The sequence below is a fragment of the Pseudomonas fluorescens genome (assembly GCF_902497775.2).
Taxonomy (GTDB): domain Bacteria; phylum Pseudomonadota; class Gammaproteobacteria; order Pseudomonadales; family Pseudomonadaceae; genus Aquipseudomonas; species Aquipseudomonas putida_F.
The window spans coordinates 209900-222581 of sequence record NZ_OZ024668.1 but is presented as its reverse complement, the minus strand read 5'-3'; the positions used below and the strand labels follow the sequence as shown (position 1 = coordinate 222581).

Below are 12682 nucleotides of genomic sequence, written 5' to 3'. Positions count from 1 at the left end.
TTTTCAGTTTCCTGCGGCGCGACAAATTGCACCGAATTCGTCTGCGTTCAGGGAAGCCCCACCAATCAGGCCCCCATCGATATCCGGCATGCCGAACAGTTCAGCCGCATTGGCCGCCTTCACGCTGCCGCCGTATAGAAGCCGCACATTCGCTGCGACTTCCGGGTTCTTTGCCGCCAGCTGCTCGCGAATGGCCTTATGCACATCCTGAGCCTGCTGTGGCGAGGCCGTCAGCCCTGTACCGATGGCCCATACAGGCTCATAGGCAATCACCGCTTGGGCGAAGACTTCGACACCGAACGCTTCGATGACGCTGTCCAGCTGACGCCCGACAATCTCAAGCGTTTTACCCGCTTCGCGCTCTTCGAGGGTTTCCCCTACACAGAGCACCGGCTTCAAACCACAAGCCTGTGCCGCAGCGAACTTGCGATTGAGGACTTCGTCGTTCTCGCCAATGATTTGGCGGCGCTCGGAGTGCCCAATCAGTACCAGCTCGCAACCTGCCTCGGCCAGTTGACTCGGTGCAATTTCACCGGTCAGTGCGCCTTGCTCAGGCTGTACCGCAGAATTCTGAGCGCCGACAGCGATCGCCTTGCCTTGTACGCCATCAATTACCTGATTGATGTACAGGGCGGGGGGAAACACCGCGACCTCAACACCGCTCGGCAGGGCGAGATTACTCAAGCCCTTGATCAGCTCAGCGACGCTGGCGCGGGTACCGTGCATCTTCCAGTTACCAGCTACCATAGGGCGACGCATGCTGTACCTCGTCGGTCAAAGAGGGCGCAGATGTTACCCAACCCGATCATCTCTGGCAAGCGTAAATCAAACGCAAACGTCACTTACCAGTTTTGCCAGGGTTTCGGCATGGCTACGGACCTGACTTTCGTCCTCGCCTTCGACCATTACCCGCACCAGAGGCTCTGTCCCGGACTTGCGCAGCAGCACACGGCCACGACCCGCCAGGGCCTCGGTAACCTTGGCACTGGCCTCCTGGACAGCCGGATGCTCCAGCGGGTCGACCTTGCTCGCGCCGAAGCGCACATTGATCAATACCTGCGGGCATTTGCGCAGGGCCTGGCGGGCCTGGGCCAGGGTTTCCTCACGGCGCTTGAGGGCCATGAGCACCTGCAGCGCGGCGATGATCGCATCACCCGTGGTGGTGTGGTTGCAGCACACCACGTGCCCGGAGTTCTCGCCACCGATCACCCAGTCGCGAGCCAGCAACTCGGCCATCACGTAGCGGTCACCGACCTTGGCGCGTACGAACGGGATGTCGAGGTCCTTCAAGGCCAGTTCCAGGCCCAGGTTGCTCATCAGGGTGCCTACCACCCCGCCCTGCAGCTTGCCGCGCTCATGCAGATCACGAGCGATGATGAACAACAGTTCGTCGCCATCGACGATGGCACCGGTGTGATCGACCATCAGTACGCGATCGCCGTCACCATCGAAGGCGATACCGAGGTCGGCATGACCAACCAGCACCGCCGCCTGCAGCGATTCGATGTGGGTCGAACCGCAATTTTCGTTGATGTTCAGGCCATCAGGTTGCGCCGACAGCACAGTGACGTCAGCACCTAGCTCGCGGAACACGCTTGGCGCCACCTTGTAGGTTGCACCATGGGCGCAGTCGACCACCAGTTTGAGGCCGGCGAAATCAGTGCTGCTCGGCACGCTGCTCTTGCAGAATTCGATGTAACGCCCAGCCGCATCGTTGATGCGCGAAACCTTGCCCAGCTTGCTCGATTCGACCACGGTCATGGGCTGATCAAGCAACTCTTCGATCATCAGCTCGATTTCGTCCGGCAGCTTGGTGCCTTGGCCAGAGAAGAACTTGATGCCGTTGTCGTCATGAGGATTGTGCGACGCACTGATGACGATGCCCGCTTCGGCATGGAAGGTGCGAGTCAGGTAAGCGATGGCCGGGGTCGGCATCGGCCCGAGCAGCATCACATCGGCGCCGGCGGCAGACAGGCCAGCCTCCAGAGCCGACTCGAACATGTAACCGGAAATTCGCGTGTCTTTACCCACCAGCACCCGGCAGGCACCCTGCTTGCGAAAGGCCATGCCTGCCGCCCAGCCGAGCTTGAGCATGAAGTCAGGGGTGATGGGGTATTCGCCGACACGGCCACGAATACCGTCGGTACCAAAATATTTTCTGCTCATAGATGCTCCATCACTCTTATTCGGCGGCTTGCACCGCAGCAATCATCCGCACTACATCGGCGGTTTCGGCGACATCGTGAACGCGCAATATGCTCGCGCCCTTGGTCATCGCCAGCGCAGCCAGGGCAAGGCTGCCATAGAGCCGCTCACCGACCGGACGGCCCAGGGCCAGGCCGATCATGCTCTTGCGTGAAACGCCCACCAGCAAGGGACGCCCCAAACGGTAAAGCGCTTCCATATGCTTGAACAGGCTGAGATTGTGCTCCAGGGTCTTGGCAAAGCCGAAGCCCGGATCAAGGATGATCCGTTCAGCCTCGATACCGACCACCGCACACGCCGCCATTCGCTGTTCAAGATAGCTCGCCACCTCGGCAGTGACATCCTCGTAGTGAGGATTGTCCTGCATGTCGCCCGGCTCGCCGCGCATATGCATCAGGCACACCGGTAACCCGGTGGCTGCGGCGGCATCCAGGGCGCCATCGCGACTGAGCGAGCGCACATCGTTGATCAGCCCGGCACCGAGCCTGGCCGACTCACGGATCACCGCTGGCGTCGAAGTATCGACCGAGATGATCACATCGAGTTCGCGATTGATGGCTTCGACGATCGGCGCAACGCGCTCCAGCTCTTCAAGCGCGGACACCACGCGTGCGCCAGGGCGAGTGGACTCACCACCGACATCGATCAGGGTCGCGCCGGCATCCACCATCGCCCCGGCGTGGCGCAAGGCCGCATCACGCTGGGTGAAGCGACCGCCATCGGAGAAGGAATCGGGGGTGATATTGAGGATACCCATGACATGGGTACGGGACAAATCAAGAACCCGGTTGCCGCAAGGCAACCGGGTCGGGTACTGCTGCAAAGTCATAGATGCCCTTAGACTTGTGCCGCCGGACCGCCGATCGGCGACTCTGGACGTGGAGCAGAGGCGTCTGGAGTGCCTGACCCACCTTCCCAGTCACGCGGCTCGCGTGGCTCGCGACCGGCCATGATGTCGTCGATCTGATCGGCATCGATGGTCTCGTACTTCATCAGCGCATCGGCCATGGCGTCGAGTTTGTCGCGGTTTTCGGTCAGGATCTGCTTGGCCGTGGCATAGCACTGGTCAATGATGCTGCGTACTTCGGAATCGATCAGCTTGGCGGTTTCACCAGAGACGCTGGCGTGCTGGGAACCGGCACTGCGACCCAGGAACACCTCGCCCTCTTCCTCGGCATACATCAGTGGACCGAGTTTTTCCGACAGGCCCCACTTGGTGACCATGTTACGGGCAATCTGGCTGGCACGCATGATGTCGTTGGAAGCACCGGTGGTAACACCATCGAAGCCCAAGGTCATTTCTTCGGCGATACGGCCACCGTACAGCGAGCAGATCTGGCTGATCAGTGCGCGCTTGGACAGGCTGTAGCGGTCTTCCTCGGGCAGGAACATGGTCACACCCAGGGCCCGGCCGCGAGGAATGATCGAAACCTTGTAGACCGGATCGTGCTCGGGCACGACGCGACCGACGATGGCATGACCGGCTTCGTGATAAGCGGTGTTCTGCTTCTCTTTCTCGGACATGACCATGGTCTTGCGCTCGGCGCCCATCATGATCTTGTCTTTGGCCAGCTCGAACTCTTTCATCTCGACGACGCGCTTGCCGCCACGGGCAGCGAACAGCGATGCTTCGTTGACCAGGTTGGCCAGGTCCGCACCGGAGAAGCCTGGAGTACCACGGGCAATGACCGCTGGATTGACGTTGTCGCCAATCGGCACCTTGCGCATGTGCACCTTGAGGATCTGCTCACGGCCACGGATATCCGGCAGGCCAACGACAACCTGACGGTCGAAACGGCCAGGACGCAGCAGCGCCGGGTCGAGTACGTCCGGACGGTTGGTCGCGGCGATGACGATGATGCCGTCGTTCATTTCAAAGCCGTCCATCTCCACCAGCAACTGGTTGAGGGTCTGCTCGCGCTCATCGTGACCGCCACCCATGCCGGCGCCACGATGGCGACCAACGGCGTCGATCTCGTCGATGAAGATGATGCACGGTGCGTGCTTCTTGGCCTGTTCGAACATGTCGCGAACACGGCTGGCGCCGACACCGACGAACATTTCGACGAAGTCGGAACCGGAGATGGTGAAGAACGGCACCTTGGCTTCGCCGGCGATGGCTTTGGCCAGCAGGGTTTTACCCGTACCTGGCGGGCCAACCATCAGCACGCCGCGCGGAATCCGACCGCCCAGACGCTGGAACTTGCCCGGGTCACGCAGGAATTCGACCAACTCGCCCACTTCTTCCTTGGCTTCGTCGCAACCGGCAACGTCGGCCAGGGTGGTTTTCACCTGGTCTTCGGAGAGCAGGCGTGCCTTACTCTTGCCGAAGCTCATCGGCCCGCCCTTGCCACCGGCGCCGCCTTGCATCTGGCGCATGAAGAACATGAATACGGCAATGATGACCAGGATCGGGAAGCTGGCGACCAGCAGTTGGGTCCAGATGCTCTGCTGCTCTGGCTGCTTGCCTTCGACCACGACGTGGTTGTCGACCAGGTCGCCGATCAGGCCGTTGTCCTGAATGGCCGGACGGATGGTCTTGAAGCTGTCGCCATCGGTACGTTTACCGGTAATGACGTAGCCGTCGACCGCAACGCGCTCGACCTTGCCATCCTTGACCTGCTGAATGAAGTCGGAATAGTTGAGGGTCTGCGGCTCATTCGGGCTGGAGAAGTTGTTCATCACCGTCACCAGGACAGCTGCGATGATCAACCACAGGATCAAGTTCTTTGCCATATCGTTCAATTAGCTACCCTCTGAAGCCGGCTGACGGCGCAGCCGTGCCTCGCATGATATTCACCGGCTTAACTTACTACATAACCTACACATCTGCAGGCGCCGTCTGTAACCCTTTGTGAAACCTAGACTACACGAAGTACATCCAGGTCAGGCAGGACAGCCGATTGGAAAAAACTATCGGACACCCTGGAAGCCGCCGGCCTGACGCCCCTACTCGCCGCGATAACCCCGCGCCAGCAAGTACTGCTCGCGGGAGCGGTCCCGCGAAGAATCGGGCTTGAGCATCTGGACCTTGTCGAATTTCTGACGAGCGTCCTTGAGGTATACGTCAAACCCTTCGCCCTGGAAAATCTTGATCAGGAAATCACCGCCCGGCTTGAGTACCCGGGTCGCCAGATCAAGGGCCAGCTCACAGAGAAACATGGCCTTGGGAATATCCACGGCAGGCGTACCACTCATATTGGGGGCCATATCGGAAATCACAAGGTCCACGTGCGAATTACCCACCGCCTCGAGAATCTGCGCCAGCACTTCGTCCTGGGTAAAGTCGCCCTGGATGAAGGTAACGTCGGGAATACTGTCCATTTCGAGGATGTCGGAAGCGATCAAGCGGCCCTGACCGCCGATCAGACGACTGGTCACCTGCGACCAGCCACCGGGCGCCGCGCCGAGGTCGACGACGCTCATGCCTGGACGGATAATCCGGTACTTTTCCTGAATTTCCAGCAATTTATAGCTCGCACGCGAGCGGTAACCATCCTTTTGCGCCTTTTTAACGTAAGGATCGTTGAAGTGTTCTTTCAGCCAGCCAAGGCTTGTCTTGGAACGCGCCATTGGGCACCTCGATGATAAGGGTCGTGATTAACTGGGCGGATCCACGGGCCCTCGGGTAAAATGGCCGCCATTTTTACAGAATCAGACAAAGGGTCAGATTATGCCGCTCAATAACGAGCAGAAGAAACAGTACAAATCCATTGGCCACGATCTGAAACCAGTTCTGATTGTGGCAGGCAATGGGCTGACTGAAGGGGTTATCGCCGAACTCGAACGCGCCCTGGTCGATCACGAACTGATCAAGGTCGAGATTCGCTCCGAAGACCGTGAAGAACGTGCCGCCGCAATTGCCGCGCTGTGCAAGGCCGGCCGCGCCGAACTGGTACAGACCATTGGCAAGAAGGCGCTGATCTATCGCAAGAACCCACAGCCGAACAAACAGCTGTCGAACATCCACCGCTACAAGTGATGTTCGCCGCGGTCAGTGGCGCGCATGGCGCGCCCTGCCCGGCACGGGTTGCATGACCAGCAGCAAGCCGGTCAGGCCCAGCACCAGGTAGCAGAACAGCTGCCAGCGCAATTCTTCCGGCATGCCCACGCGCAAGGCGAAATACACCACGCACGCCAACATCGCCATCGACAGCAACTGCCCCCGCATGTCCCGCCACACACTGGCCAGGCCCTGAGCCTGGATCAGCACCAGTGCCTGCACGCCTGCGCAAAACGCCGCAAACGCTACCAGCAAAGATGCCATCAGACTGCCGATATCCTCGATCAGCAGCGGCGCCAGGCCAATCTTGCCCAACGCCGGCAGCAAACCGAAATGCAACATCCACAGGCCACCGACCCAGAACACCTGGGTCAGTTGCCAGATCACCTGGGCCGCAGCAAAGCCGCGGCGTCGGTCAGATGTGTTTGACTTCGACAATCTCGTACTCGACCGTACCGCTTGGCGTCTTGATCACCACGGTATCACCCTCTTCCTTACCAATGATGGCACGGGCGATCGGCGCACCGACCGAGAGCTTGCCATTCTTCACGTCGGCTTCGTCCTCGCCAACGATCTGGTAGGTTACCTGGTCACCGGTCTCGGTGTTTTCCAGGTCCACGGTGGTACCGAAGATCACCTTGCCGGTATGGGCAATAGTGGTGACGTCGATCACCACCGAGTTCTGCAGACGGCCTTCGATATCGCGGATACGCGCCTCGACCATGCCCTGCTCTTCACGGGCAGCATGGTACTCGGCGTTTTCCTTGAGATCGCCCAGCTCGCGAGCCTCACCAATAGCCTGACTCAGGCGCGGACGCTCGGTCTTGCTCAGGAAAAGGTGCTCTTCCTCCAGGGCGCGAGCGCCCTGGACGGTCATCGGGTACTTGGTAATGCTCATGCTTTGAGTCCTGCATGCAGATCCTGCAAGCGGCGAACGGTCTTTTCCGGACCAAACTTCAGCGCTTCGCAGATGGCTTCACCGGCCGCAATGGTGGTGGTGCAGTAGATCTTGTGCTGCAACGCATTGCGACGAATCGAGTAGGAGTCAGCGATCGACTGACGACCTTCGGTGGTATTGATGATCAGCGACACTTCGTCGTTCTTGATCATGTCGACCACGTGCGGACGACCTTCGGTCACCTTGTTCACGCGACGCACTTTCAGGCCAGCCGCTTCGATAACCTTGGCGGTACCGACGGTGGCAACCACTTCGAAGCCCAGGGCGATCAGGTCGCGGGCAACGCCAGCCACTTGTGGCTTGTCGTCGTCACGCACGCTGATGAACGCGGTACCGCCAGTCGGCAGCACTTCGCTGGCACCCATCTGGGCCTTGGCGAAAGCTTCACCGAAGCTGTCGCCGACACCCATGACTTCACCGGTGGACTTCATCTCTGGACCGAGGATCGGGTCAACACCCGGGAACTTGGCGAACGGGAACACCGCTTCCTTGACGCTGTAGAAGTTAGGAATGATTTCCTTGGTGAAACCGATTTCTTTCAGCGATTTACCAGCCATGACGCGGGCGGCAATCATCGCCAGCGAGGTGCCGATGCACTTGGAGACGAACGGCACGGTACGCGAGGCGCGCGGGTTGACTTCGATCACGTAGATCTTGTCGCCCTGCAGGGCCAGCTGCACGTTCATCAGACCGACTACACCCAGCTCCAGGGCCATTTTCTTGACCTGTTCGCGGACTTCGTCCTGAACATGGGCCGGCAGCGAGTACGGTGGCAGCGAGCACGCCGAGTCACCGGAGTGAACGCCGGCCTGTTCGATGTGCTGCATGATCGCGCCGATCACCACGTCGGTACCGTCGCAGACCGCATCCACGTCCATCTCGATGGCGCAGTTGAGGAAGTGGTCGAGCAGCACCGGGCTGTCGTTGGACACTTGTACCGCTTCACGCAGGTAGCGCTTGAGCTCGTCCAGTTCGTAGACGATTTCCATCGCGCGGCCGCCCAGTACGTAGGACGGGCGCACCACCAGCGGGTAACCGATCACGCCGGCAGCACGAATCGCTTCGTCTTCGCTGCGCACGGTGGCGTTTGGCGGCTGCAGCAGGTTCAGGCGCTGAACCATCTGCTGGAAACGCTCGCGGTCTTCGGCGCGGTCGATGGCGTCCGGGCTGGTACCAATGATCGGCACACCAGCTTCTTCCAGGGCACGGGCCAGTTTCAGCGGAGTCTGACCGCCGTAGTGGACGATCACGCCTTTCGGCTTCTCGACGCGAACCACTTCCAGCACGTCTTCCAGGGTCAGCGGCTCGAAGTACAGGCGATCGGAGGTGTCGTAGTCGGTGGAGACGGTTTCCGGGTTGCAGTTGACCATGATGGTCTCGTAACCGTCTTCACGCAGGGCCAGTGCCGCGTGCACGCAGCAGTAGTCGAACTCGATGCCCTGGCCGATACGGTTAGGACCGCCACCCAGGATCATGATCTTGTCGCGGGTCGACGGGTTGGCCTCGCACTCTTGCTCGTAGGTCGAGTACAGGTAGGCGGTGTCGGTGGCGAACTCGGCGGCGCAGGTGTCAACGCGCTTGTACACCGGGAACACTTCCAGCTTGTGACGGTGACGACGCAGGTTCTTGTCAGTGATACCCAGCAGCTTGGCCAGACGCTGGTCGGAGAAGCCCTTGCGCTTGAGGCGCAGCATCAGGTCCTTGTCGATCGCCGACAGGGCCAGGGTCTTGACCTTGTCTTCTTCCTTGATCAGATCTTCCATCTGCACCAGGAACCAGTGGTCGATACCGGTCAGGGCGAAGATTTCGTCGCAGGTCATGCCCGAACGCATGGCGTCGGCGACATACCAGATGCGCTCGGCACCCGGCACGGTCAGCTCGCGCTTGAGGATGCTGGCAGCGTCAGGGCTTGCCAGGTCGACTTTCGGGTCCAGGCCGCACACGCCAACTTCCAGACCACGCAGGGCTTTTTGCAGCGACTCCTGGAAGGTCCGGCCGATGGCCATGACTTCACCCACGGATTTCATCTGGGTGGTCAGGCGGGCGTCGGCTTTCGGGAATTTTTCGAAGGCAAAACGCGGCAGCTTGGTGACGACGTAGTCGATCGACGGCTCGAAGGACGCCGGGGTACGGCCGCCGGTGATGTCGTTCTGCAGTTCGTCGAGGGTGTAACCGACCGCCAGCTTGGCGGCGATCTTGGCGATCGGGAAGCCGGTGGCTTTCGATGCCAGGGCCGAAGAACGCGAAACCCGCGGGTTCATCTCGATCACGACCATGCGGCCGGTGTCCGGGCAGATGCCGAACTGCACGTTGGAGCCGCCGGTCTCGACACCGATTTCACGCAGCACCGCCAGCGAGGCGTTGCGCATGATCTGGTATTCCTTGTCGGTCAGGGTCTGTGCGGGTGCCACGGTGATCGAGTCACCGGTATGCACGCCCATCGGGTCGAAGTTCTCGATCGAACAGACGATGATGCAGTTGTCCTTTTTGTCGCGGACCACTTCCATCTCGTACTCTTTCCAGCCGATCAGCGATTCGTCGATCAGCAGTTCCTTGGTCGGCGACAGGTCCAGACCACGGGCGCAGATTTCTTCGAATTCTTCACGGTTGTAGGCGATGCCGCCACCGGTGCCGCCCATGGTGAAGGACGGACGGATGATGCACGGGAAGCCGAGCTTCTCGAGGACCGCGTTGGCCTCTTCCATGCTGTGGGCGATACCGGAGCGCGGGCACTCGAGGCCGATGGCCTTCATGGCGGTGTCAAAGCGCGAACGATCTTCGGCCTTGTCGATGGTGTCGGCGTTGGCACCGATCATCTCTACGCCGAACTTTTCCAGGACACCTTCGCGCTCCAGGTCCAGGGCGCAGTTCAGGGCAGTCTGGCCACCCATGGTCGGCAGCAACGCGTCAGGGCGCTCTTTTTCGATGATCTTGGCAACGGTCTGCCACTTGATCGGTTCGATGTAGGTCGCATCAGCCATGGCCGGGTCGGTCATGATGGTGGCCGGGTTGGAGTTCACCAGGATGACGCGATAGCCCTCTTCGCGCAGGGCTTTGCAAGCCTGGGCGCCGGAGTAGTCGAACTCGCAGGCCTGGCCGATCACGATCGGGCCAGCGCCGAGAATCAGGATGCTTTTAATGTCTGTACGTTTTGGCATGGGTTGTCACTCAATTCCGCAGGTCAGTCGGCAAGCCGCATTGAACAATCTTGGGGGCGGCACCTGAACGCGGCTTGCACCGGTCCAGGGCCTTCTCGCCAGATGCTCAGCGGCGCTTGGCCATGGCATCGATGAAACGGTCGAACAGTGGCGCGACGTCGGTCGGGCCCGGGCTGGCTTCAGGGTGACCCTGGAAGCTGAACGCGCTCTTGTCGGTACGCTCGATACCCTGCAGGGTACCGTCGAACAGCGACTTGTGGATGGCGCGCACGTTGCCCGGCAGGGTCGCTTCGTCAACCGCAAAGCCGTGGTTCTGGCTGGTGATCATGACCACGCCGGTGTCCAGGTCCTGGACCGGGTGGTTGGCGCCGTGGTGACCATGACCCATTTTCACGGTCTTGGCACCGGAGGCCAGGGCCAGCAGCTGGTGACCCAGGCAAATGCCGAACACCGGGATCTCGGTTTCGAGGATGTCCTTGATCGCCTGGATCGCGTAGTCGCAAGGCTCCGGATCACCAGGGCCGTTGGACAGGAACACGCCATCGGGGTTGAGCGCCAGTACTTCGCTGGCCGGCGTTTGCGCCGGTACGACGGTCAGGCGGCAGCCGCGGGCAACCAGCATGCGCAGGATGTTCAGCTTGACGCCGAAGTCGTAGGCAACCACGTGGTATGGCAGCTCGGCAGCTTCGCGGGTGGCGTGGCTGTCGGTCTTCAGTTCCCAGACGCTGGAGCGCCATTCGTAGCTGCTCTTGGTGCTGACGACTTTCGCCAGGTCCATGCCCTTCAGGCCCGGGAAACCGCGAGCAGCGGCGATTGCAGCCTCTTCGCTGATGTTGTCGCCGGCAAGGATGCAGCCGTTCTGCGCGCCCTTCTCACGCAGGATGCGAGTCAGGCGACGGGTGTCGATACCAGCGATCGCCACCACGTTGTTGGCCTTGAGGTAATCAGGCAGGGATTGCTTGTTGCGCCAGTTGCTCGCGATCAGAGGCAGGTCGCGAATCACCAGACCAGCCGACCAGACGCGGTCGGATTCGGCGTCTTCCGGCGTGGTGCCGGTGTTGCCGATGTGCGGGTAAGTCAGGGTAACGATTTGCTGCGCATAGGAAGGGTCAGTCAGGATTTCCTGATAGCCGGTCATTGCGGTGTTAAACACCACCTCACCAACGGTTTGTCCGTCGGCTCCAATGGCTTCACCGCGAAAAATGCTGCCATCGGCAAGGGCGAGTATGGCTGGCTTAGTCAAGAAGACCTCCCGTAAATCAAGCCTGAAGGGGCGATCGCAGGTTGCAAAAAAGCGGAATGACGTATAGACACGTCACCCCGCTTTCTTCGTCGAATTATCTGCGCGCTTTTAGTGGACACACTAAAGCTGTAGCTTACAGAAAAACGCTTTTTTGGTCTACCACTGATGTGCCTGAAAGACGCAGGAATGCGACAGGGCGCATTGGGAGGGCATTGTGGGTGCGGGCTCGACCCGCGATAGCGATGTGACAGGCAAACCGCAATCGCGGGTCAAGCCCGCTCCCACAAGGGATGTGACGCAGGTCAACGCAGGTCGAGCACGTCCTGCATGTCGTACAGGCCAGGCTCGCGTCCGTCCAGCCACAGGGCGGCACGCACCGCACCCTTGGCGAAGGTCATGCGGCTGGAGGCCTTGTGGGTGATCTCCAGGCGCTCACCTTCAGCGGCGAACAACACGGTGTGATCACCAACCACATCGCCGGCACGCACGGTGGCAAAACCAATGGTCTTGCGATCACGCGCACCGGTCTGGCCTTCACGGCCATACACCGCCACTTCCTGCAGGTCGCGACCCAGCGCATTGGCAACCACTTCCCCCATGCGCAGCGCGGTACCCGACGGCGCATCGACCTTGTGCCGGTGGTGCGCCTCGATGATCTCGATATCGACATCATCACCCAGCACCCGCGCAGCCATGTCCAGCAGCTTCAGGCTGAGGTTCACGCCGACACTGAAGTTGGCGGCAAAGACGATCGGAATGTCCTTGCCCGCCTCGGCCAGCAGCTGCTTCTCCTCGACACTGAAACCCGTGGTGCCGATGATCATGGCCTTGCCTGCCTTGCGGCAGAACGCCAGGTTTTTCAGGGTCACCGAAGGGTGAGTGAAGTCGATCAGCACGTCGAACTCGTCGGCGACCTTGGCCAGGTCATCCGACAACAGCACACCGATCCGACCCAGCGCCGCCAATTCACCGGCATCGGCACCGACCAGCGAGCTGTCCGGGCGATCGATCGCCGCGGTCAGCCCGGCACCCGGGGTTTGCTGTACCGCTTCGATCAGGGTCTTGCCCATGCGCCCTGCCGCACCCATTACCGCTATACGTCGCATGCCCTATTC

The 12682-nt window shown here is 60.6% G+C and carries 11 protein-coding genes; 1 reads left to right on the top strand and 10 read right to left on the bottom strand.

The features are described 5' to 3' along the window. Positions 1–3: 3 nt before the first annotated feature. The 5 genes from tpiA to rlmE all read right to left on the bottom strand — a co-directional run bounded on the left by tpiA (position 4) and on the right by rlmE (position 5778). Positions 4–759: a triose-phosphate isomerase gene (gene tpiA, locus F8N82_RS01120; protein ID WP_038998662.1), complete on the bottom strand. Its 756-nt coding sequence runs from the start codon at positions 757–759 to the stop codon at positions 4–6. Positions 760–825: 66 nt separating this feature from the next. After that, on the bottom strand, positions 826–2166 hold the full coding sequence (gene glmM / locus F8N82_RS01115; protein ID WP_038998660.1) for a phosphoglucosamine mutase: 1341 nt from the start codon (positions 2164–2166) through the stop codon (positions 826–828). Between the two features lie 16 nt (positions 2167–2182). Then, complete coding sequence (folP, locus tag F8N82_RS01110; RefSeq protein ID WP_038998659.1) at positions 2183–3034, bottom strand: dihydropteroate synthase; 852 nt, start codon at positions 3032–3034, stop codon at positions 2183–2185. 8 nt (positions 3035–3042) lie between these two features. Next, positions 3043–4941, bottom strand: a complete 1899-nt coding sequence (ftsH, locus tag F8N82_RS01105) for an ATP-dependent zinc metalloprotease FtsH (RefSeq protein WP_038998658.1) — start codon at positions 4939–4941, stop codon at positions 3043–3045. Positions 4942–5154: 213 nt separating this feature from the next. After that, complete coding sequence (gene rlmE / locus F8N82_RS01100; RefSeq protein WP_010222974.1) at positions 5155–5778, bottom strand: 23S rRNA (uridine(2552)-2'-O)-methyltransferase RlmE; 624 nt, start codon at positions 5776–5778, stop codon at positions 5155–5157. Positions 5779–5878: 100 nt separating this feature from the next. Between rlmE and yhbY the strand changes: the two genes are divergently transcribed. Continuing rightward, entirely contained in the window at positions 5879–6187 is a 309-nt protein-coding gene (gene yhbY, locus F8N82_RS01095; RefSeq protein ID WP_038998657.1) for a ribosome assembly RNA-binding protein YhbY, read from the top strand. Between the two features lie 12 nt (positions 6188–6199). On the opposite strand, the gene F8N82_RS01090 is transcribed toward yhbY, so the two are convergent. The 5 genes from F8N82_RS01090 to dapB all read right to left on the bottom strand — a co-directional run bounded on the left by F8N82_RS01090 (position 6200) and on the right by dapB (position 12673). Beyond that, positions 6200–6595 (bottom strand): hypothetical protein, encoded by a 396-nt coding sequence (locus F8N82_RS01090; RefSeq protein WP_038998656.1) that lies wholly within the window; start codon positions 6593–6595, stop codon positions 6200–6202. Between the two features lie 28 nt (positions 6596–6623). Next, positions 6624–7106 (bottom strand): transcription elongation factor GreA, encoded by a 483-nt coding sequence (greA, locus tag F8N82_RS01085; protein WP_080764833.1) that lies wholly within the window; start codon positions 7104–7106, stop codon positions 6624–6626. Continuing rightward, positions 7103–10324, bottom strand: a complete 3222-nt coding sequence (carB, locus tag F8N82_RS01080; RefSeq protein WP_038998655.1) for a carbamoyl-phosphate synthase large subunit — start codon at positions 10322–10324, stop codon at positions 7103–7105. Before carB ends, greA begins: the two co-directional genes overlap by 4 nt. Before the next feature lie 106 nt (positions 10325–10430). Next, entirely contained in the window at positions 10431–11567 is a 1137-nt protein-coding gene (gene carA / locus F8N82_RS01075) for a glutamine-hydrolyzing carbamoyl-phosphate synthase small subunit (RefSeq protein ID WP_038998654.1), read from the bottom strand. A gap of 302 nt (positions 11568–11869) precedes the next feature. Further along, entirely contained in the window at positions 11870–12673 is an 804-nt protein-coding gene (gene dapB / locus F8N82_RS01070) for a 4-hydroxy-tetrahydrodipicolinate reductase (RefSeq protein WP_038998653.1), read from the bottom strand. Between the last annotated feature and the right edge of the window lie 9 nt (positions 12674–12682).

What these genes read in the sequence shown, in the direction of transcription:
- tpiA (WP_038998662.1), bottom strand. Translation starts at nt 759, where the DNA reads ATGCGTCGCCCTATGGTAGCTGGTAACTGGAAGATGCACGGTACCCGC.
- glmM (WP_038998660.1), bottom strand. Translation starts at nt 2,166, where the DNA reads ATGAGCAGAAAATATTTTGGTACCGACGGTATTCGTGGCCGTGTCGGC.
- folP (WP_038998659.1), bottom strand. Translation starts at nt 3,034, where the DNA reads ATGACTTTGCAGCAGTACCCGACCCGGTTGCCTTGCGGCAACCGGGTT.
- ftsH (WP_038998658.1), bottom strand. Translation starts at nt 4,941, where the DNA reads ATGGCAAAGAACTTGATCCTGTGGTTGATCATCGCAGCTGTCCTGGTG.
- rlmE (WP_010222974.1), bottom strand. Translation starts at nt 5,778, where the DNA reads ATGGCGCGTTCCAAGACAAGCCTTGGCTGGCTGAAAGAACACTTCAAC.
- yhbY (WP_038998657.1), top strand. Translation starts at nt 5,879, where the DNA reads ATGCCGCTCAATAACGAGCAGAAGAAACAGTACAAATCCATTGGCCAC.
- greA (WP_080764833.1), bottom strand. Translation starts at nt 7,106, where the DNA reads ATGAGCATTACCAAGTACCCGATGACCGTCCAGGGCGCTCGCGCCCTG.
- carB (WP_038998655.1), bottom strand. Translation starts at nt 10,324, where the DNA reads ATGCCAAAACGTACAGACATTAAAAGCATCCTGATTCTCGGCGCTGGC.
- dapB (WP_038998653.1), bottom strand. Translation starts at nt 12,673, where the DNA reads ATGCGACGTATAGCGGTAATGGGTGCGGCAGGGCGCATGGGCAAGACC.